A 22,492-nucleotide genomic window follows, 5' to 3' on the forward strand; every position below is an offset into this window, starting at 1 on the left:
ACGCAGACAAGGAGAGAAGCCATGAAGGCAGTAGTGACGCAAGAAGGGAAAATCCGCGTGGCCGACGTGCCGATGCCTACGGTCGAGGCGAACGGCGTATTGGTGAAGACCGAATACTCCGCCATCAGCCCCGGGACGGAACAGATGATGAGCCGCACAGCGCACAAGCACCCGGTCTCGCTCGGGTACAGCTCGGCCGGCGTCGTCCAAGAGGTCGGTCCGCTCGCGACGCATCTGAAAGTCGGGGACCGCGTCGCCTGTTACGGCGCGCCTTACGTTAGACATGCCGAATGGTTGAGCGTTCCGCGGCATCTGGCCGTTCCGATTCCCGATAACGTGACGACCGCGGACGCGTCGACCGTAGGCCTCGGCGCCATCGCGATTCACGGACTGCGGCAGGCGGGACTGCAGTTCGGCGAAACCGCGGTCGTCGTGGGACTCGGCATCCTCGGTCAGCTGATCGCGCAAATCGCGCTCGCCGCGGGATACCGCGTCGTCGCTTGCGACGTGTCGGAAGCGCGGTGCGCGCTCGCCGAATCGCTAGGCATCCCGAACGTCTGCCGGAGCTCGGACGAGGTGGAGGCTTGCATCGCCGAAGCTGCGGGCGGCCTCGGGGCCGACGCCGTCGTGCTGTGCGCCAGCGCGAAAACCGGGGAATTGATCGATCTAGGCCTCGGCTGGATTCGGGACCGCGGGAAGGTCGTCGTGGTCGGCGACCTGAAGCTGGATTTCTCGAGGGAGCTCATGTTCGCCAAGGAAGCGACGGTGCTCATCTCGCGCGCCGGCGGGCCGGGTCGATATGACGAGACGTACGAACGGCTGGGCGTCGACTACCCGATCGGCTTCGCGCGGTGGACGGAAGGCCGCAATATGGAGGCGTATTTGCGCCTGGCGGCGGAAGGCAAGGTGCGGATCGGGCCGCTGCTCTCCCGCGTCGTGCCGATTCGTCAAGCGGACGATGCGTTCCGGCTGCTTCGGGAGGACCCTCAAGGCACGACGGGCGTCGTGTTGGAATACCGATGAACGCGGTTCGGCTCGGGACGCCGATCCGCGGCATCTGCGTCTGGGCGGCCGCCTACGGCCGGTCGAACGGGCGCGACTGCATCTACGCCGTCTCCTCGGGCGAGCGGTGCTTGTTCTTTGTCGTCGACGCGCATTCGGGAGAATGCCTCCATCGATTCGAGATGGAGGAGGCGAAGCACTGCTGGGGCGTCGTCGCGACGGGGGAGGCGGCGTACGCGGTCGCAGACGGCCATCTGTACCGTTATCGTGCAGCGCCGCCCGGGAACGGCTTGGAGCACCTTGGGGCGGCGATCGAAGGGGAGCATTATTCGTGGCGGCTGGCGGCGGACGACGACGGCGCGATCTACGGCGGTTGTTACCCGGGCGGCAAAGCGTTCCGCTACGACCCTCGAACCGGCGCGTTCCGCGATTACGGCGCGATCGTCGAGGGCGAGCAGTACGTCCGCTGCATGAAGGCGTACGGCGGCGCGCTGTATATGGGGATCGGCACCGTCGCCCCGCGGCTCGTCGCGATGCAGGTCGACAGCGGGGAACGGAAGGAAATCCCGCTGCCCGCCGCCGCCGCGAACGACAGCATGGTGTACGACTTGGACATCGCATGGCCGTACCTCTACATCCGGCTGACGCCGTCGAATACGATGCGCGTGTACGATCTTGCCGAAGAAGTCTGGATCGACGAAATCCCCGGCGCTATGGGGCTGGCCGTATCGCCGCCGGACGGCAATGGAAGCGTCTACTTCGCGAAAGACGACCGGCTTCATCGGTACGATGCCGCGGCGAGGGGATATGAGGATGTCGGCGTGCCCCTCGAAGGACCTTGCGTCGATTTCGGCTGGATCGGGCCGGAGGACGCTTCGCTCGAGACCGCGGCGAGCCGATTGATTTGCATCCGGCGCGACGGAAGTTATTGGACGTACGATCCGAAGACCGGACGCCGAGAGGAACGGGATCCGGGATTGTCCGGCGGACCCGTGACGATTCATTCGCTGGCGCCCGGGCCCGACGGCCGTATCTATTGCGGCGGCTATTTCGCGGGGGGCTTCGCGAGCTTCGATCCGGCGACCGGCGAGCTGTCGGAAGCCCAGACCTTCGGACAGATCGAAGGAATGGCGGCGTTCGGCAGCAAGCTCTACCTAGGAGTCTATCCGAAGGCGATCCTGTACGAATATGACCCGGAACGGCCGTGGATTCCCGGGGACAACCCGACGAGGCTCGCCTCGCTTCAAGACGAGGGGCAGGATCGGCCGTTCGCCTTCTGCGACGCAGGCGACGCGCTCGCCGTCGGCACGGTGCCCGATTACGGACGGCTCGGAGGGGCGCTTGCGCTCGTTCGGCCTGAGGAGCGCCGTGTCGAGCGATTCCCGGGCATCGCCGGAGCGCAGAGCGTCACTTCGCTGGCGTTCCGATCCGGGACGTTGTACCTCGGCGGCTGCATCTGGGGCGGGTTGGGCGTGAAGCCGATCGACGAGGAGGCGCTGCTGCTCGCCTGGGATCCTGCGGCGCGCCGAGAGCTTCGGCGGACGATCCCGGTTCCGGGGGAGAAGGCGATCTCGGCGCTCGCGTTCGCTCCGAACGGACGGTTATGGGGCGTAACGGCGGGGAAGCTGTTCGAGTTCGACGTCGACGACTGGCGGCTCGTCCGCGACATAGAGGTCGTTCCGTTCGACTGGGGCTCGCGCGGCCACTTCTGGCGAGGCGGATCGCTTCGGTTCGAGGCGGACGGCGGCATCGTGGGCACGGCCGTCGGGACGTTGTTTCATTACGATCCCGCCTTCGACCGGGTGACGGCGGAAGCGGAGGGCGTATGGCTGTCGACGGGGGATCGGGAAGGGCGGTCGTACTTCTCGATCGGTACGTCGTTATTCAAGCGATAGGGAGGGGAAAAGCATGCCGAATCTCGGAGTGCCGGGACTCGTTCTGATCGTCGCGATCGCGCTGCTGCTGTTCGGACCGAAGAAGCTGCCCGAGCTGGGGCGGGCGGTCGGCACGACGATCCGGGAGTTCAAGTCGGGGGCGAGGAAGCTGATCGAGGACGCGGAGACGCAGGAATCGAAATCGACGCGCAAGGAGGACGTGGAATGAACGAGAACACGCGGGATGCGAAGCCGGAGGCGATCTTGAGCCGGCGCGAGGCGCTTAAGATGCTAGGGGCCGCGGGCGCGGTCGTCGTCGGCAGCATGTTGGGCGGCGGGGCGGTGCTGGCGGAGTCGCCGCAGGCTGAAGCGCCGACCCCGGAGGGGAACGGGGAACAGACGCCTCAAGGGGCGGAACCGTTCTCGGCCGTTCAAGGCGCGGCGCCCCCGGCGAGGATGGAAACCGTCTCGGACGTACAGACGTTGTTAACGCTGAATACGAGCCGCCTGTCTCCGAACGCCTTGGCGTACGTCGCAGGGTATTATGCGGCCGGGGACGGCGGGGGCAAGCTCGTCCGGTGGGTGCCGGACAGCATGAAGCCGGATAACGGCGGTACCGTACATCGACCTACGGCGGACGCGCCGGGCGCCTGGGAGACGCTGCACGACGGTGTCGCCGACTTCCGCTGGTTCGGCCTCTTCGGACCGGCGCCCAACGCGGACGACGCGCTCGACGCGATGGCGAACGATCCATCGATTCGCCGCATCGAAGCGCATACCGATCTTAACTTCGTCCGCCGCCATGTGTTCCGCCGAAGCTTCCTCGAGATCGACTTCGGCGGGCGACGCGTAACGACGGACGGCATCGAGCTCAATACGCTCGACAATCCGTTCGGCGCGGTGCTGTTTTTCCAAGGTACGCCCGCAGGGCCGACGACCGCCGTCGCGTTGTCCGCGGCGATTCCCGAGGGGAGCGACATCTTCGAGGTGCCGAGCGCTTCGATGTTCGCCGTCGACGACTGGTGGATCGCCCAAATTTCGGCGCTTCCCGGCGGCCGGGCACAGCGCGAGCTCGACTATTTGGTGAAGGTGACGGAGATCGTGGACGCCACGCATATTCGGGTCAATTACAAGTGCGGGTGGACGCTGGACGCCGGACGAACGATATCCTATAAGAAAATGAACCCGGTCTTCCGCTGCCACGTCCGCAATATGAGCTTCGTCGGCGTGCCGGTGCCGCCGACGCAGTCGACGAGCCAGCGTCCGTTCGAGACGTGGGATCAGATCGGCTCGAACCCGGTCGCTTACGAGTTCGCGGTGGAGTGCGACGTCTCGGGCGTCCGGGCGACGAAGGTGTTCTGGCCGGTCGTGCAGCGGCGCTATAACTCCCATTATGTGACGGAGAGCTGCGAGCTGATCAATCCGGAGGAGCGCGATTGGGGCGGCACCGGGTATTTGACCCAACAATTGAACGTGTTGTACGGCAACGTTCGCAACTGCAATACGAGCAACGCCCGGCATTTGAACGACTTCACGTGCGCCGCGTATTGCCTCGTCGAAAACTGCCACGGCGATGGAGACGACTACGGCCCGTTCGTCACGCACGGACAGTTCGAGCACGATCTCGTCTACATCGGCAATTCCGGGTTGCTGTCGTTCGCGAACAGCGGCACGCATTGGGGTGACAGCGCGAAGCGAATCACGGTCAAGAAGCATATCGCGACGCGCATCGTCGCGAACAAGAAGCTCACCGACCTGACGTTGGAAGATTGCTATGCGATCTCGAAGGCGTCGCTCGCCAACTCCGGCTCGATCTGGGCGAACGTCGACGGCCTCCAGATGCGCGGGTGCACGGCGGAAAACATGATCACGCTGTCCCAGAGCTCTTCGCGCACGCGCCGGCCGAACGTGATCGACGGCTGCTCCTTCGGCATGCTGAACGGGTACGAGATCGCGAGGCCGATCCGCAACGCCAACGTCGGCCTCACGCCGGTCGAAGCGGACGTGACGTTCGCGAATTGCGAATTCCGCAACGTGGAGAACGTCAACATCGGGAGCATTCGCCGTCTGACGCTTACGAATTGCTGGTTCCGAGCCGCGACCCCGGCGGGCGGCATCGTCCGCGTCGGCAGCAAGGAGGTCGCGGTCGTCGGCGGGGGATTCGAAAACTGCGGGTTCGTCTTCACCGGGGCGTGGGACCGGACGCTGGTCGGCGAAGACCGGCAACGGCTGTCGCTGGACGGGGGCGCCGCGCTTCGCGGAACGAACGGCGAGAAGGCGTTCGTCAAATACGCTTCGTCCGGCGCGTTCGCGCTGCACTACGGAAGCTGCGAAAGCGCGGCGGGCGACGCGGCGACGGCGCACTTCCATGTCGAAGGCGGCCGCCTGTCGCTGAGAGCGGTCGGCGCGCGCTTCGAGGGCGGCCGGTACGCCGTCGCCGCGAGCAGCTTCGGACCCGGGAGCTATTTCTTCATCAGCGGCTGCGTCGAGGAACGGGTGGACCGATCCGCGCTTCCGCCGGAAGGGAACGGGATATCCCATAGCGGGGGCAATCTCATTCTGAGTTAATTATTCGAAAAGACGGAGGACTGAATCGTGGAAGAAAAACAATTGTTCGATCAGATGTGCGAATCGCTGTATGCCGCGGTCCTCTCCGACACGCTCGACGAGCTCGGTTACCGGGATCAGGTCATGCGGGAGAATTTGAATCCGATCGACCCGAATTGGGTCGTGGCGGGACGGGCGAAGACGATCTTGTCCGTCGACGTGCATTACCTGCCGGAAGATCCGTACGCCAAGGAGATCGAGGCGGTCGACAGCGTGAAGCCGAACGAGGTCGTCATCGGCTGCACGAACGAATCGAAGCAGAACGGACTGTGGGGCGAGCTGCTTTCGACGGCGTCGAAGATGCGCGGCGCGCGCGGGGCGATCGTGGACGGGTTGATCCGCGACACGAAGAAAATTGTCGAGCTCGACTTCCCCGTCTTCGCGACGGGCACGAAGCCGGTCGACTCGCAAGGCCGCGGCCTCGTCATCGACTACGACGTGCCGGTCCGCTGCGGCGGCGTACTCGTGAACCCGGGCGACGTCGTCTTCGGCGATCGGGACGGGATCGTCGTCATCCCGGCCGGGATCGTCGACGAAGTCGTCCGACGGGCGCTCGACAAGGTCCAACGGGAAAACCACACGAGAACGGAGCTGCTCGAGGGCCGCACGCTTCGTCAGGTGTACGACAAATACGGCGTGCTTTAAGCCGCCCGGAGGCGATTCCCCATGAGATTGCAAGGCAAGAAGGCGCTCGTCACCGGCGCGGCTCGCGGCATCGGCTTCGGCATCGCCGAGAAGTTTCTATCGGAAGGCGCCAGCGTCGTATTGCTCGACCGGAGCGAAGCCGAGCTGGAACGCGCCTCCGGTTCGCTGGCGGCCTACGGCGCGCGCGTCGCGACGGAGGCGTGCGACCTGCGGGAGCTCGACCGGCTTGACGCGGCGGCGGGCCGCGCCTTCGACAGGTTCGGCGGCATCGACGTCGTCGTCAATAACGCGGGCGTCGCGTTCCGGGAGCCGTTCCTCGACATCGCGCCCGAGAGGTGGGACGCGGTGTTCGACGTCAACGTCCGGGCGGCGTTCCGCCTCGGCCAGCTCGCCGCCCGCCGCATGATCGCGAAGGGCGGGGGCGGCGCGATCGTAAATATGAGCTCGAAGAACGGGCTTGCGGGAAGCGGCGCCCTGGCGCACTACAACGCCTCCAAAGCCGCGGTGGTGCTGCTGACGGAGTCGATGGCGGTGGAATTGGCGCCGTACGGCATCCGCGTGAACGCGGTCGCTCCGGGCTTCGTAGATACGCCGCTCGACCGGGAGCTGAGGGAGCGTTCGAAGCTCCCGGCCTACTCCGCGCATACGCCGATGAAACGAGCCGCGACCGTCGAGGAAGTGGCGAACGCGTTCCTGTTTCTCGCGTCCGACGAAGCGTCCTATATTACGGGAACGACGCTGCGAGTGGACGGGGGCCATCTGGCGAACGGGAGCGAGCTGTAAGCGGAAGGAAAACACGCGTAGGAGGGGTCCGATGATTTTCGATTGTCATACGCATCTGTTCGGACCGGGTATGGTCAGCGGGCCGACGGACGCCGCGATCAAGCGGGCGTGGGGGCCGGATATGCATATCGTAGCGACGCCGGAGCAGCATCGGGCGAATCTCGAAGGATTCGACGGCGCGATCGTGCTTGCGATGGCGGCCGGCGCTACGGGGCTCGTCGTGCCGAACGAATACGTTGCCTCGTATTGCGCCGAGGCGCCGACCCGGCTGTTCGGCTTCGCGAGCGTCGATCCGAACGACCCGAACGCGGTCTCGGATTTCGAGACCGCCGTTCGCGAGCTCGGTTTGAAGGGCCTCAAGCTCGGGCCGATTTACCAGAACTTCTATCCGGATCGGCCGGAGCACTTCCCGCTGTACGCCAAGGCGGAGGAGCTGAACGTGCCGATTCTCTGGCATCAGGGCACGTCGTTCGTGCCGGAAGGGTACTTGGACGCGTCCCGCCCGGCGATGCTCGACCCGATCGCCCGAACGTTCCCGAGGCTGAAGATGATCGTGGCGCATATGGGCCATCCGTGGGTGGACGAATGCATCTCGCTGGTGCGCAAGCACCCGAATTTGTATATGGACCTCTCGGCGCTGGCAAGCCGCCCGTGGCAGTATTACAACGCCTTGGTGTCCGCGACGGAGTACGGGGTGACCGACAAAATTTTGTTCGGCTCCGATTACCCGTTCTTCACGACGCGGCAGACGGTCGACGCGCTGCAGCGCGTCGACGACCTCGCGGAAGGCACTCGGCTGCCCCGCGTGCCGGAGCGCGCGTTGGAAGCGATATTGCATCGAGATACGCCGGGCCTGCTCGGCCTGGCATGAACCGCACGAGAGGGGATACGGTCGTGACCGAGGAGCAGCGGAAGCCTGGCCCGAGCGGCGGGCTGAGGAGCGAGAAGTATTTTCAGGAAAAGGAATTATGGGGCTTCATCCATCGATCGTTCACGAAGTCGATGGGGTATACGGACGAGGATTTAAAGAAACCGGTCATCGGCATCTGCAATACGTTCAGCGAGCTGAACAAATGTCATTCGCACTTCAACGAGCTCGTCGAGTACGTGAAACGGGGCGTCTGGCAAGCCGGCGGCGTGCCGATGGAGTTTCCGACGATCTCGATCGGCGAGCCGTACGTGAAGCCGACGACGATGCTGCTGCGCAATCTGATGGCGATGGATACCGAGGAGATGATGAAGGCGCATCCGATCGACGGCGTCGTCCTGCTCGGCGGGTGCGACAAGACGGTGCCGGCGCAGCTGATGGCGGCCGCGAGCGCCAACCTTCCCTCCATCGTATTGACGGGCGGACCGATGCTGAACGGGCGGCTGAACGGGCGCAGCCTCGGCGCGTGCACGGATTGCTACGGCTTCACGCTGGAGCATAAGGCGGGCAATCTGACCGACGAGGAGCTCGCCGTCGCGGAGGACGCGATCTGCCGCAGCGACGGGCATTGCATGGTGATGGGGACGGCGAGCACGATGGCGTCGATCGCCGAGGCGATCGGCATGGCGCTGCCCGGCTGCGCCGCGATTCCGGCGCCGGACAGCCGGCGGAAGCATCTGGCGGAGCGGACGGGGAAGCAAATCGTGGAGCTCGTCCGGCGCGATCTTCGCCCGCGCGACATTATGACGGCGGACGCGATCGACAACGCGATCCGCGTCACGATGGCGAGCGGCGGCTCGACGAACGCGATCATCCATCTCGTCGCCATCGCCGGCCGACTCGGTCTCAAGCTGCCGCTGCGGCGGTTCGACGAGCTGAGCGCGGAGACGCCGCTGCTGCTCAATCTTCGGCCGTCGGGACAATATCAGATGGAGGAGTATTTCGAGGCGGGCGGCGTGCCGGCGCTGATGAAGGAGCTGGAGCCGCTGTTGAACGGGGATTGCTTGACGGTGACGGGGCGGACGATTCGGGAAAATATCGCTTCCGCGCGCACGCTGAACCGCGACGTCATCCGCAGCCTCGAGGCGCCGCTCGATCCGCAAGGCGGCATCGCCGTGCTGCAGGGCAACTTGGCGCCGGACGGCGCCTTGATCAAGCAATCGGCCGTCTCCCCGGGGCTGAAGCGGCATCGCGGCCGCGCGGTCGTCTTCGACAGCCCCGCGGACTTGGCGGCGCGCATCGACGATCCCGCGCTCGACGTCGACGAGAACAGCGTGCTCGTGCTGAAGAACGCGGGTCCGAAGGGGGCGCCGGCGATGCCGGAAATCGGGCAAATTCCGATTCCGTCGAAGCTGTTGAAGCGCGGCGTGCGCGACATGGTGCGCCTCTCCGACGCGCGCATCAGCGGCACCTCGTACGGCGCCCTCGTCGTGCATGTCGCGCCGGAAGCGGCGATCGGCGGACCGCTCGCGCTCGTGCAGGACGGCGACGAAATCGAGCTCGATATCGCCGAGAGGCGACTCGCGCTGCTCGTGCCGGAGGAAGAGCTGGCAAAGCGTCGGCAAGGTTGGCAGCCCCCGAGCCCTCATTATGATCGGGGATACGGATACCTGTTCCAGGAGCGCGTCCTTCAGGCGAATCTGGGCTGCGACTTTGACTTTTTGTTACCTAAAGAGCTAAGAGAAGAACTTCTTACCGGAAAATAACTTATGGCGGAACGTACCGCCATTCCGAAAGCATCCCGTTCGATTCCGGCGGGGTGCTTTTCTTTTTCGCGAATATCGAGCCCATTTCTTGATTCTAGAGGAAACATTTCCCCTCCTGGCAGCGTCTAATTAGCAAAGTTCGGGGATGTATACGCTAAGGAGATGAGCCCTTTGAGAAAAGCAATATCCGCGTTGGTCGCCATCATGATGACGTTCGCCGTATTTCTTCCGCAACAAGCGCAAGCCGCTTCCGTCATTCGGATTTATATCGACGGGGCGCTGCTCCAGACGGATCAGAACCCCGTGATCGTCAACGGACGGACCTTGGTGCCGTTGCGAGGCATCTTCGAAGCGTTGAACGCAAGCGTCATGTGGGATCAGAAGACCCAAACGGTGACCGCGTTCAAACGGGGGACGACCGTCTCGCTTACGATCGGCGACCGGACGGCGACCATCGATCAACAGACGACGCAGTTGGATACTCCGGCCCAAATCATTAACGGCCGCACGGTCGTGCCGGTGCGATTCGTCAGCGAAGCGCTCGGCGAAGAGGTGACGTGGGACCCGAAAACGCAAACCGTAATCATCGCCACATCCCTCGACGAAGTAGCAGCCGTCTCTAATGTGAGCGTCGCGTTAGAGAACTTGTACAGCGACGGGCGCGATATGAAAATTTCATTTGCGCCGCCGTCGGACCAGACGGATGTCCGACATTATCGAATCATGGTCGTGAAGGCGGAGAAAGCGTCCTCCTTCGATTTGACGAAGGCGAAGAAGGTGAGATCGTCCAACTATACGACCGTGTCGGTCAACAACGCGAGTCGAAGCACCGCTCTTTCGTCTCAGTCGAAGGATGTGGACGGCGAATTGATTCGGGCGAATCAGGCTTACCGCGTGTTCGTAATGACGGTCGGGAGCGAGTCCTATGCGCTGTCCAAATCATCCGCGTCTATCGTCATTACCGGCAGTCCGGCGGCGGGCGCCGCGACCCAAGTGACGATGAGCGACGTCAGCGACTACGGGGACGGTCGGGATGTGCTGGTCAGCTTCGCGAAGGCTCAACCGGACGCCAACGTTTCCGGTTATCGCGTCATGATCGTGAAGAGCAAAGATGCTTCGAAGTTTACGTTAGCGGTAGCGAACGCAGTAACGAGCGATTATTACGTCACGGTTTCGAAGGGCAACAGCAGCACGCTTAGCGCTATGTTCGGTTCCGCTGCAAGAGACGTCTCCGGGGAATTGATTAAAAACGGGGAAACCTACACCGCCTTCGTCCTGTCCTTGAGCCAGAACGCGGTGGCTTCTCTGAACCGGTTATCGGCGCCTTCCAATTCCGTGACGCTCGCGAACGCCGTTTCCGTTCCGGTCATCACGAGCGTGGCGGATGTTGGCAATCACGGCGACGGGCGGGATCTAAGGGTTAGCTTTAAGAAGGCAGCCGACGAATCGCGAATAAGCGGTTATCGGATGTTCGTCGTCCGTTCGGCGGATGCCGGCAGCTTTACTTTGGCCGAGGCGGCGAAAGTATCCTCCGGAAGACATTACGACGTTTCCAAAACCGGGAGCGACATGAACGTAACGCTGCCTTCCGGCATGAGGGACGTTAAGGGGAATGCCGTAACGAACGGCGTATCGTACCGGGTATTCGCGATGGGCGTCGCGAACGCCCCGATGTATTCGAATGCATTGTCCGCGCCGTCTTCCGCCATTACGCTGTCGTCCGCGAATACGGTGGAAGCCGCGACTTCGATCAGCGTCAGCGACGTGGGCGACGCCAATAACGGCCAAGATTTGCGCGTCTCGTTCCGGAAAGCGTCCGGAGAAAACAATATCAACCATTATCGCATCTTCGTAGTGAAGGACGCCAACGCCAATAGCTTTCACTTGGGAACGGCCAACGCGATCACGGACCCGTCATACTATACGATCGCGTATAAAACCGGAGGGGATCTCAGCTTGCAGCTGTTGACCGGTGCCCGGGACGTGAACGGCGCTTTGATCCAGAACGGAGTGAAATATCGAGTATTCGTCATGTCGGTCGGGGACGGCATCTACTGGGGGACCAATGCGCTGTCCTCGGCTTCCGCAGCGATCACGTTGACGAACAACAGCGTGTCTCCGGCGACGAATGTAACGGTTAACGATGTGAACGATACCGGCACCGGTCAGGACCTGAGAGTGTCGTTCGTCAAAGCCGCGGACGAGAGCCGCGTTCAGCATTACCGCATTTTCGTCGTAAGGTCGGGAAATGCAGGCAGCTTTACGCTTCCGACGGCGAATGCGATATCGAACCCTGAATTATTCACTGTCGTGTTTAAAACCGGCGGGGACCTCAGTCAGGCGCTGTCTTCCCAAGCGCGCGACGTCAACGGGGCGTATATCCAGAACGGGGTAAGCTATCGCGTGTTCGTCTTGTCGGTCGGAGGCGGCAGTTACAACGGAACCAATGCGCTGTCTTCCGCTTCGCCCGAAATTACGCTTTCCAACCAAACGGCCGTCGCCGCTGTGAAAAACGTAAAGGCTGTCGTAAAAGGAACGAACGGGGACCCGAGCGACATCGAGGTAAGCTTCAGCATGTCGGAAACGGAGTACGCTGTGAGGGATTATCGAGCGATCGTGGTGCCGGCAGCAGCAGCCGACACGTATACGTTGGCGGACGCGAACCGGGCCGTGTCGAACGGAAATTATGTATTAATCCAAAAGCTGGGGAGAGATATTAGCCAACGATTGACCGCGACGCTGAAAGATTCCGATGGCCAAGCGATTCGAAGCGGAGACCGGTACAGAGTGTTCGTGTTGGCGACGGCAAACGGCAATGCGTCCCCTGCGCTTTCCAGTCCGTCGGACGATATCGTCTCCATCGGTCAGAGAACGGTACCCGCGCCCGAAGTGCAGAACGTCGCGGCGGAGCAAGGCGCCGGTCCGATGAATTTGATCGTAAGCTTTACCAATTCGAATGAAGTCGGGGTTGCACATTACGCCGTGCTGCTCGTAAGGGATTCGGACGGCGGCTTGACCGAGAGTATGGCGAACGGTTTCTATTCGGCCGGTAATTACACGAGGGTGGACCGCACCGCGAGATCGGCCGTATTGACCGGCGCGAGCGTAGACGTCAACGGGGCGCCGCTGGCCTACAATACGCCATATAAGGTTTACGTATTGACCATCGCCGACGGAGCGGCAGCGACCGTGAATAAGTTGGCAGCCTCCGCGGCAAGCGTGACGTTAAGAGAGATTTGAAAAATGACGAGGCTGCCGGCTTGACGGCGGCCTCGCTTCATTTTCGGAAATATTCTGGACTGCCCATTCATACGTTAGGATTAGGAGAAACACGGGACATGACGGGGGTCAATGGATCGTTGGGAACAGTGAAAATAATTTTCAAAAGAGAAATAGTTGATTTTTCTTCTACATAGATTTATAACTTAGATTAGAGTAATTATTATCTAATACACAATTTAAATTGATTGGAGATGTTCACATGGACTCAATGGCTACAGCTGCCGGAAAATGCCCGTTCTTGCATGGAAGCGTTACAACTCACAACCCTAGCGCAACGTCGAATAAACACTGGTGGCCCAACCAGTTAAACTTGAATATCCTGCACCAGCATGACAGGAAATCCAATCCCATGGGCGACGACTTCGACTATGCCGAGGAATTCAAAAAGCTAGACTATCAAGCCCTGAAACAAGATCTGTACGATCTCATGACGAACAGTCAAGATTGGTGGCCTGCCGACTATGGGCATTATGGTCCGTTCTTTATTCGGATGGCTTGGCACTCCGCGGGTACATATCGTACAGGCGACGGCCGTGGCGGCGCCGGCACCGGCACGCAGCGTTTCGCTCCGCTGAACAGCTGGCCGGACAACGGCAACCTGGATAAGGCGCGCCGACTGTTATGGCCGATCAAGCAAAAGTACGGCAACAAGATTTCATGGGCAGACCTGTTCATTCTAGCGGGGAACGCCGCTATCGAATCCATGGGCGGCAAGACGATCGGCTTCGGAGGCGGACGCGCGGACGTCTGGCATCCGGAAGAAGACATCTATTGGGGCGCGGAAAAGGAGTGGCTCGGGGACAATCGTTATACCGGCGATCGCGATCTCGAGAATCCGCTGGCCGCCGTCCAGATGGGTCTGATCTACGTCAATCCGGAAGGTCCGAACGGCAATCCGGATCCGCTGGCCAGCGCTCGCGACATTCGCGAAACGTTCAAGCGGATGGGCATGAACGACGAAGAAACCGTGGCGCTCGTCGCCGGCGGCCATACGTTCGGCAAGGCGCACGGCGCAGGAGACGCCGCGCTCGTCGGACCGGAACCGGAAGGCGCTCCCGTCGAAGCGATGGGATTAGGGTGGCTGAGCACGCATGGCTCCGGCAAAGGCCGAGACGCCATCACCAGCGGGATCGAGGGGGCTTGGACCCCGAATCCGACGCAATGGGATAACGGCTTCTTCGATATGCTGTTCGGATACGAGTGGCAGTTGACCAAGAGCCCGGCCGGCGCGCATCAGTGGACGGCGGTCAATCCGGTCGAGGAGCATCTCGCGCCCGACGCCGAGGATGCTTCCGTCCGCGTGCCGACGATCATGACGACCGCGGACATGGCGCTGCGCGCGGATCCGGCATACGAGAAGATCGCTCGGCGTTATCATGCGAATCCCGAGGAGTTCGCAGATGCGTTCGCTCGCGCCTGGTTCAAGCTTACGCATCGCGACATGGGGCCGCGCGCAAGATATCTTGGCCCTGAAGTCCCGGACGAAGTGTTCATCTGGCAAGATCCCATACCGGCTGCGGGGTATGAACTGACCGATGCCGAAGTCTCCGAGCTGAAAGCGAAGATCTTGGATTCGGGGCTTACCGTCAGCGAGCTCGTAACGACGGCGTGGGCTTCCGCAAGCACGTTCCGGGGCTCCGACATGCGAGGCGGCGCGAACGGCGCCCGCATCCGTCTGGCTCCGCAGAAGGATTGGGAAGTGAACCAGCCGGCCCAACTTTCCAAAGTCCTTAAGATCCTCGAAGCCATTCAACAGGATTTCGGCAAGAACGTCAGCATGGCCGATTTGATCGTCCTCGGGGGTACGGCCGCAGTAGAAAAAGCCGCGCGAGACGCAGGCTTCGATGTGACCGTTCCTTTCGCCGGCGGACGAGGCGATGCGACCCAAGAGCAAACGGACGCGGAAAGCTTCGCCGTGCTGGAGCCGATCGCCGACGGCTTCCGCAACTATCAGAGGAAGCAGTATAGCGTAAGTCCGGCGGAGCTCCTTGTAGACAAGGCGCAGCTGCTGAACCTGACCGCTCCGGAGATGACGGTGCTTGTCGGCGGCCTGCGCGTGCTCGGCACGAATTACGGCGGCACGCAGCACGGCGTATTCACGGACCGGGTGGGCACGCTCACGAACGACTTCTTCGTGAACGTGCTGGACATGGGAGTCCAATGGAAGCCTGCGGACGGAGGCGTATACGAAGGACGCGATCGCGCAACGGGCGAAGTCGTGCGTACGGCGACGACCGTCGACCTTGTGTTCGGTTCGAACTCCGTCTTGCGCGCCATCGCCGAGGTGTATGCTCAAGACGATAATCAAGAGAAGTTCGTGCGCGATTTCGTCGCCGCCTGGGTCAAAGTCATGAACGCGGATCGGTTCGACCTTAAAGCGTAAGTGTATAACAAAGAGCAGTATGGTTGCCTTCATACTGCTCTTTGCTTTTTTTGCCGGTAATCTATTCATTTCATTAATGTCTTGCCAACTCTTTCAAACGACTGGTATAATCCTCCATAGTTAAATTTACCCAATCCATTGGAATCATAGAAACCGAGTCTATCGAATCGAAACAAAGGCAAATCCTTACGAAAGTAGGAGGCGCAAAGCCACGGGTCTACAGCGGTTCGCCGCCATGACAGCCGGGTTGCTCCATTCTTCGGGCTCGGATTTTTTTTGGGTGAAAAAGGGAAGCGGCATATGAGTTATAGAGGTATCATCCTATTTTTAATCCTCTTAGGAGCAATCGGCGTCTTGGCATATTCGCCTCTGTATTCGTCGGACGATCCGTTGTTCAAGGCGTATGGGATCGCGTTCTACCTGGTTGGCGGTGCGATTGCCTTGTTCATCATCATGACGGTCGCCGAACGGAAGGCCGAGAAAGCGGGAGCGAAACTGCTCCTCGCCGCAGGAAGCTTGATCCTCTTAGTCGCGCCTCCCGTCGCCGATTGGGGACAAGCGCGATGGGAGGTGGCCGTTCGGGATCATCAGGAGGTAACGGCCGACATGCATTTCCGCGTTCATTACAATGCGCCGGACCAATTTATTCCGCCGATGCGTAATGTCCAGGTAGAGGTGAGGGACAGACATGTGCACCTGGCAATGGAATTCGATCCCGTCGCCGACGGCGGTCAAACGGGATCGGAGGAGGACTTTCAGGATAGATTACTGGCATGGCTCAGCCAGGAAATGTACAACTTAAGCGATTACGCGAAGCTATCGGTTTTGTCGGTTCGCGTAACCTACCTCGATCAAGTGTATGTGCTCGAGGATCTCCCTCTAAAGGACAGTACTGGGAAACCGTTGAGGGAATCGGACGAGTTCGCCTCCAATCCATCCATTCTGTTAAGCAAAATGAAAGTGCTCCCGCAAGCGGGAGGACCGGAGACACCGTGATCGGTGTCTCTTTTTGTGTATAAAATGTTTTCTTTCCTTTGAAATAGTAGGTTGACATAATCACTATTATGTAACCGTAGTATCACTTCTTTTGAAGGGCTATTTTTTCTATTAAGCCATTGTTATTAGTCATAATGAGGCAAAAAAAAGAAAAAGTAATACTTTGGAAGGAATATGTGGAATAATGTAGAAATTTGTATTACAAAAAATGTTTCGGAGGAAACGCAATGGATGAGAAAAAAATCATAAGATTATTAGCGGATTGGGAGCACGCTCTACTGGATTTTAAAGAAACCTTTTACAATCCAAGTGAGTCAAAGTCAAAAACAGATTTCGTCAAAGATGTTCTGTCTATGGCCAACTCAACTATGACTAAACCGGGTTATATTGTCTGCGGCGTAAAAGTGCTAATTGATGGTAGGAAAGAAGTTGTAGGTATCCATCAAAACACCTTAGTAGACGACAATAACTGGGTTGGAATCTTAAACCAGTTTGCGAGTCACCCGATTGAATTCCGTTTACATAAAATTCAGCTAACCGAATTAAATAAAACCATTGCTGTTATTGAAATATTCGAAGAACAGGTAAGGCCAATCTTCTGTATCAAGGCTGATGGTGAAAAACTCCAAAAAGGACTCATTTATTTTAGAAACGGATCAAATAATGATTTTGCTAACGACTTAGTTACTGTTGAAAAAATGATACTTGGTTCTGTAAGAAAAAAGCAAACCCAAGATTCTATATCGGACCCCACATATAACAGGTATTCCAAATTTCCACCCGCGCCTTATTATAACTTCGTTGGTAGAAGAGATGAGATCAATAAAGTAAAGGAAGAACTGCTTTTACACCATAAAAATTATTTACTCGCACTAAATGGGGATGGGGGGATTGGCAAAACGTCTATTGCTTATAAAATAGCGGAAGAGCTACTCACCGATGTTGACAATGGAAAGACTGATTTTGATGATGTTATATGGATTAGCGCAAAAGATCAAAGAATTTATTTCGATCAAAGACTACAGTTAAGTCGTGAATTTAATACCTTGGAGGATTTATATGAGAAAATTCTGCTTGTTTTTTACGATGGGCACTTTATTTCAAAACAGACATTAGCGCAAAAGGAATCTCTTGTTTCTCAGGCCTTGCAAGATACAAAATTTTTATTTGTCCTTGACAATCTGGAGGTCTTCTCACAGGCAGAAATCGAGGGAATTAAGACCTTTATTAGTAGAGCGCCTTCTAATCATAAATTTCTACTAACCTCAAGACATGACTTAAGGGTACAGGACGTAGTTACGATTCCTAGGTTGGACCCTGAAAATACAAAAAATTACATTGAAGACGTTATTCGGGCTTTTGACTTGTTAAATAGTAACGTCCCACAAGAATTAAACGATAGACAGGTTCAATTTGACGATTTAACAAGCGGAAATCCACTATACATAAAGTTTTTTATTTCTCAAATGAAGAACGGGCGTTCCTTAGATGATATTCTATCTAGAAGAAACCAGGAGTCGGAAAAAGCGTTAATGGCGTATTGCTTTGATACAACTCTTGCAAATTTAAAAGAAAATGAAAAGAAAATAATGTATTCATTAGCTGTTGACAATTCATCTGAGAAACAACAGATATCATTCAACGAGTTGAGATACTTAACATTATTACAATATCAAGAGCTTCATGAATTACTTGATAACTTAACCTCACTTTCTATGGTTGAACGTACTTATACTAACGGCAGACTTCTGTATAGCATAAATAATTTACTAGGAGCTTACCTGATTGACGAAAAAAGAATACCAGCTGCAGAAATTTTAAAAACGAAATTTAGACAACAAAAAATGGTTCATTATAGCAAGACTATAGATGAACCTTATATTACAAATTTCGGACTAGAAGAGGTAACTCAACCGAACGAATTAATGTCTTATAATATCCTCATGGAGTTATTAGAGTCCAAAGATAATCTATTAGATAATGATCCATTATTAAGTGAAGCTAGAATATTACACAAGGGTAACTACTTGGTCCCGTTTTTAAAGTATCATAATAAGTTAAGGCACTCAGATCGTTTCCAATTATACACAGATATACATATGGATTTTTCTGTAGCTGAGCAAGGTGTAAGTACAATAAATGAATTAATAATGCTGCGTTCCTGGAAATACTTCTTATATTTAAATTTAGAAAAATATGATGAGATTATTGGAGATATAGAACAAAATCAACTTCCTCAAGTTGAGCACACTTCGTTACTTCTAGTCATTTTAGCAACTGCTAAAAGCTTAAAAGCCAGAGAAGAATATTACAAACAGCAGTACAAGAATCACGACGAATTACGGTTCCAAGCAAATGAAATTTACGAAGGACATATGGAATCCTTTGATAAAAAGGCATACTATCGTTTTATAAAAAGGGGAGTCGTTAGCGAATATAATAAACACAATCGACATTATTCTGACGGGAAGAGAGAGATGGAAATATCAAATTATGTCGGAACCCCTAGGTTACTAAGGCATTTTGAAATATGCTAAACCCCCTTTCTTTAGTGACGTAATTGTTATTATGAGAACATCCTTTCCCTGACAACGTAGCTGTCAGGGTATTATTTTAAAGTATAATTAAACACGTACAGATTATATTTAACAATCTGGATCTATGACTTTAATGAGGGTGACATGAGATGAAAAAATCCCAACCAGGTATCATCTTCACTTCCTCGGGTCGTAGTAAACGAAAGGTTGACCTGCGTACCCGTATCGTAAACACAAGAGGTGATAAAGTCCCTTCAAAGATTAGCTCCTGTCCTAAATTACGTAAAAAGTACATTGCATGTGCCAGTTGCGGAAACAGGTTAAACATGACACTAAAAGAATTTCGAAGCCGCGTTATTGCATGTGGAAGGTGTAAAAATGGTATATACAAAACTTACAATGCCTAGTGTAAGTAGCGCAGGATTGCTTGTTAGGGGGAGAAAATGTGAAGATCGTACTAATGACAAAAGATACAAAAACAAAACTATTTAAGTTAACACGCAATGACGATAGCATTCTAGTTCTAACTAGGTATGTAGATACTAAACCCGAAGTACAAGCAGAATATCTTGAATACAAAGCAATCAGATATAACCGGTGGAAAGAACACGGCTCATTTATTAAACTGGTCAATAAATGCTTGAAAACAAACTATTCTGATAAGCGAGGGGATCGTAAAGTCTTTCTTGAACATTTGTTCAATGAAAGATACGAAAAATTACTTAGTTCAGCCGGTGTACAATGAGTGACGTTGGAGTTGCACTTGACGATAAAAATTGGTGACATAATCTTTATTATGAGAACGAATGTTCCCTGACAACATAATGTCAGGGTTTGCTTTTATAATTCCTTCTAGGTAACAACAGTTAAGAAATAAGGTGGGATCCCGATGAATTGGGACAAATTGTTTGCTTGGACCTTCTCGTTGGTCATAGGTTCAATTTTCATGCTCGTAATGAATATGATCTTTTATGGTAGCAATTTTTTTCGACAGTACTTGCAGCTTCAATTGCTCTTAATGGGGCACATTTATTCACTACCTACAAGGTGGAGACTATTGAAACTATTAAGAAAATATTTAAAAGGTAACTTTAGCTTAGTTGGACATTATCCTCAACTTAGTTTTCTCTATAATAAAACAATAATGAGGTACTGCCATGCAACTATGGTCGATCCAAACAGTGGGTACCTGGGAAGAATTGAAGAATTCCGGAGTGTTGTACGGAAAAAAAGAATATATTATGGATGAAGACTTCAATGAGGCATATACATGGTTAATACAACAAATGGATAAACGGCTAGCTCCTAGACGATACACGGACCAATATCCAGTTTGGGCTTGGTTTCAGTGCTATCACTCTTCTAAGAAGAGACCTGATCTAAGAAAAAGTGGGCATATCGAAAGTGGGAAAAAGATGTATTGCTTGAAATAGTGGTACCTGACGAACTCGTCTCCAATTTTTCCACCTGGCATCATGTACTTAACTACTGGTACTTACCCAGTTCCCAAGAGGACTTTGAAACCTTTGATAAGGAAATGAAACAAAAGCTTACCGAAAACAATGTGAAATATGTGGACAGGAAGTTATTAAAGGATCATAACTACCACGATAAAATTAAGAAGAGTTGGGATCTTATATTTGACTTAGATTTCTACTTTTTGTTTGTTAACGAACCTAAAGAACAAAGTGCCATTCAAGCTACGTTGTGGGAGATCAAAATAGAGTGGGTTCGTAAAATTACTTTCTTCACTGGTCGTTAAGGTAACTCGATAGAGTGTTTGGGGTAAATAATCCAGGTCTCATTATTTACATTATGGGGCTGACTAAGATTAATTAATGTCATTTCAAAAAAAGGGCGTGTCGTATATTGTTATGGAGTCTCTCGAGAAAACAGTTATTGACTACATCGATAACCAAACAGCAAATTACGCAATATTAATCAATGGTAAATGGGGTTCGGGTAAAACGTTTTTTTGGAATAAACGACTGTCCAGAGTGATAGAATCAAAAGGTAAAAATGCAATCTACATCTCTTTGTATGGTATAAAATCCATCGAAGAATTACAGAGAAACCTATTCCTTTCCACAAATCCAGTTCTTAAAAAAAAAGAATCAGCTATAGATTTAAGCACACAATTAGCAAAGATAGCACTTAATACTGCCTCTTTCTTTGGAAATGCTTTAGATAAGTATGAAATTTCGATTGAACCATTTCTAAATATAAAAGATAATTTCGTTTTGTGTTTTGATGACTTAGAGAGAACATCTCTGAATTTATCTGAGTTATTTGGTTTTATTAATATACTCGTTGAACATGAATCGATCAAAACAATTTTTATTGCTGCTGAGAATGAGTTAGACCAAAACGAGGAATATCATAAAATAAAAGAAAAACTTATTGGGAAGACCATCTCTTTTATAGCTGATTCCGACACAATAGTTCATCAACTTATTGCTCCTTATCGTATGATTGACGACAATTACTTTAAGTTTTTAGATCAAAATCTAAGGTTTATAAATGAAGTGTTCAATAAAATGGAAGATAGAAATCTTAGAACTCTTAATCATGCAATAGCTGATTATTTTCTGATTTACAAGAAACTTAGAGATATGGGGCAAGCTTATTTGGATTATTGGGCAAAGAGAATGTTGCACTTCATCTTAGCTCTAATGTCTGTGGTAAGAGCAGGGAAAGTTAAGAAAGACGAGGCCTTAAAAATTGATTCGGGCAGCTATTTTTTAGCAGGTTTTGAGAACGAGGCGCCAGAAAAGCCTTTTATTATGCGCTTTGTTAATACTTACTATAAAGGGTTAACTGAAAACTTTACATGGTCACCAACAATCACAGAGTATATATACACTGGTTATCTAGACAATGAGCGTTTTCTAGAGGAAACGAAGTTAACAGATGAAGGGGAACTTACTCCTGTCAAAAAGCTTACAACTAAATTTGAAGAATTAAGCCAAGAGGAATTCAGTTCTTGTACCCAGACCGTATTACGCGAAATCAAAGAGGGGATTTACGATATTAATAGTATTCCTCGCATATACTCATTCTTTGAACTTTTCTCGCAAGAGCGATTAATAGACATGAGAATTCCCACTTTAAAGAGAATTTTTATTCAAGGTATTGACAACTCAATTCGGGTGACAGAACCCAAGATTGAATTTGAAATACATTACCACAAAAGATCTGCTTCATCCCAAACATATACGCAGATTCTTGATTATGCTGAAAAAACGTACAAAGAATACAAAGAAAAGCAAATTAAAAGTATCGTACACGAGCACCTCAAACGGGCTTCTTATGACCCTGAAGGACTTTTTCTGTTAATTAGGCAAAAAAACAACCCAAAGTATGGGTTGGACTATTCCCCTATTTTTAAACATGTCTCAGCAGCTCAATTTGTTCAACTAGTAACTACACTGTCACAGGAAAATCTTATAGCATTGAGATCTTCTATTTTAGAGCGGTATAACTTTTCCAATATTAAAGATTATTTCGCAGAGGACTTACCAGTGCTTATTAAAGTTAGCACTAAATTGTTCAAAAAGATTAATGGTAAGAAAATGACGATAAGGAACTACACTATAAAGAAACTTATTGAAGTTATAGAAAATGTTGAGTCCAGGTTAACTAAATAAACATTATGGAAACCTGCCCCGGCAATATTGGTTGTCGGGGCTAATTGTTCCCTGAGAAACCGCAAACTTATTTCATTCAAATTCGACAACTGCCCTTCTGAA

General features: G+C 54.0%; 14 protein-coding genes, 1 pseudogene and 1 riboswitch. All 15 genes and pseudogenes read left to right on the forward strand.

Translation table 11 applies throughout. The features are described from left to right. Positions 1 to 21: 21 nt before the first annotated feature. The 15 genes and pseudogenes from FE782_RS10450 to FE782_RS10525 all read left to right on the forward strand — a co-directional run bounded on the left by FE782_RS10450 (position 22) and on the right by FE782_RS10525 (position 22,390). Positions 22 to 1,023, forward strand: a complete 1,002-nt coding sequence (locus tag FE782_RS10450; RefSeq protein WP_138194036.1) for a zinc-dependent alcohol dehydrogenase — start codon at positions 22 to 24, stop codon at positions 1,021 to 1,023. Next, positions 1,020 to 2,897 (forward strand): NHL repeat-containing protein, encoded by a 1,878-nt coding sequence (locus tag FE782_RS10455; protein WP_138194037.1) that lies wholly within the window; start codon positions 1,020 to 1,022, stop codon positions 2,895 to 2,897. The genes FE782_RS10450 and FE782_RS10455 overlap by 4 nt, the downstream gene beginning before the upstream one ends. A 13-nt stretch (positions 2,898 to 2,910) precedes the next feature. Further along, on the forward strand, positions 2,911 to 3,105 hold the full coding sequence (locus FE782_RS10460; protein ID WP_138194038.1) for a twin-arginine translocase TatA/TatE family subunit: 195 nt from the start codon (positions 2,911 to 2,913) through the stop codon (positions 3,103 to 3,105). Then, positions 3,102 to 5,444 (forward strand): putative phage tail protein, encoded by a 2,343-nt coding sequence (locus tag FE782_RS10465; protein ID WP_202914508.1) that lies wholly within the window; start codon positions 3,102 to 3,104, stop codon positions 5,442 to 5,444. The genes FE782_RS10460 and FE782_RS10465 overlap by 4 nt, the downstream gene beginning before the upstream one ends. 27 nt (positions 5,445 to 5,471) lie before the next feature. Next, positions 5,472 to 6,128, forward strand: coding sequence for an RraA family protein (locus FE782_RS10470; RefSeq protein ID WP_202914509.1), 657 nt, complete (start codon positions 5,472 to 5,474; stop codon positions 6,126 to 6,128). A gap of 21 nt (positions 6,129 to 6,149) precedes the next feature. Further along, positions 6,150 to 6,911, forward strand: a complete 762-nt coding sequence (locus tag FE782_RS10475; protein ID WP_138194039.1) for an SDR family NAD(P)-dependent oxidoreductase — start codon at positions 6,150 to 6,152, stop codon at positions 6,909 to 6,911. A gap of 31 nt (positions 6,912 to 6,942) precedes the next feature. Further along, a complete protein-coding gene (locus FE782_RS10480; protein WP_138194040.1) occupies positions 6,943 to 7,782 on the forward strand; it encodes an amidohydrolase family protein in 840 nt (279 codons plus the stop codon). Between the two features lie 23 nt (positions 7,783 to 7,805). Then, positions 7,806 to 9,545, forward strand: coding sequence for an IlvD/Edd family dehydratase (locus FE782_RS10485; protein WP_238392419.1), 1,740 nt, complete (start codon positions 7,806 to 7,808; stop codon positions 9,543 to 9,545). A 171-nt stretch (positions 9,546 to 9,716) separates the two neighbouring features. Further along, positions 9,717 to 12,785 carry a copper amine oxidase N-terminal domain-containing protein gene (locus FE782_RS10490; protein ID WP_158299330.1) on the forward strand — a complete coding sequence of 1,023 codons (3,069 nt, stop codon included), beginning with the start codon at positions 9,717 to 9,719 and terminating at the stop codon, positions 12,783 to 12,785. A gap of 241 nt (positions 12,786 to 13,026) precedes the next feature. Beyond that, positions 13,027 to 15,210 carry a catalase/peroxidase HPI gene (gene katG, locus FE782_RS10495; protein ID WP_138194043.1) on the forward strand — a complete coding sequence of 728 codons (2,184 nt, stop codon included), beginning with the start codon at positions 13,027 to 13,029 and terminating at the stop codon, positions 15,208 to 15,210. Positions 15,211 to 15,377: 167 nt separating this feature from the next. After that, a riboswitch (cyclic di-GMP riboswitch) is annotated at positions 15,378 to 15,465 on the forward strand. A gap of 99 nt (positions 15,466 to 15,564) precedes the next feature. After that, positions 15,565 to 16,206: a hypothetical protein gene (locus FE782_RS10500; RefSeq protein WP_138194044.1), complete on the forward strand. Its 642-nt coding sequence runs from the start codon at positions 15,565 to 15,567 to the stop codon at positions 16,204 to 16,206. A gap of 227 nt (positions 16,207 to 16,433) precedes the next feature. Beyond that, the gene (locus FE782_RS10505; protein ID WP_138194045.1) at positions 16,434 to 18,743 is read left to right on the forward strand and encodes an RNA-binding domain-containing protein; all 2,310 of its coding nucleotides are present in this window, start codon (positions 16,434 to 16,436) and stop codon (positions 18,741 to 18,743) included. Positions 18,744 to 19,188: 445 nt separating this feature from the next. Then, the gene (locus FE782_RS10510) at positions 19,189 to 19,488 is read left to right on the forward strand and encodes a hypothetical protein (RefSeq protein ID WP_138194046.1); all 300 of its coding nucleotides are present in this window, start codon (positions 19,189 to 19,191) and stop codon (positions 19,486 to 19,488) included. A gap of 412 nt (positions 19,489 to 19,900) precedes the next feature. Beyond that, a pseudogene (locus FE782_RS32795) lies at positions 19,901 to 20,505 on the forward strand (DUF3841 domain-containing protein). A 112-nt stretch (positions 20,506 to 20,617) separates the two neighbouring features. Next, positions 20,618 to 22,390 (forward strand): P-loop NTPase fold protein, encoded by a 1,773-nt coding sequence (locus tag FE782_RS10525; protein WP_158299331.1) that lies wholly within the window; start codon positions 20,618 to 20,620, stop codon positions 22,388 to 22,390. The last annotated feature ends 102 nt before the right edge of the window (positions 22,391 to 22,492 follow it).

It is taken from the genome of Paenibacillus antri (genome assembly GCF_005765165.1).
Taxonomy (GTDB): Bacteria; Bacillota; Bacilli; order Paenibacillales; family YIM-B00363; genus Paenibacillus_AE; species Paenibacillus_AE antri.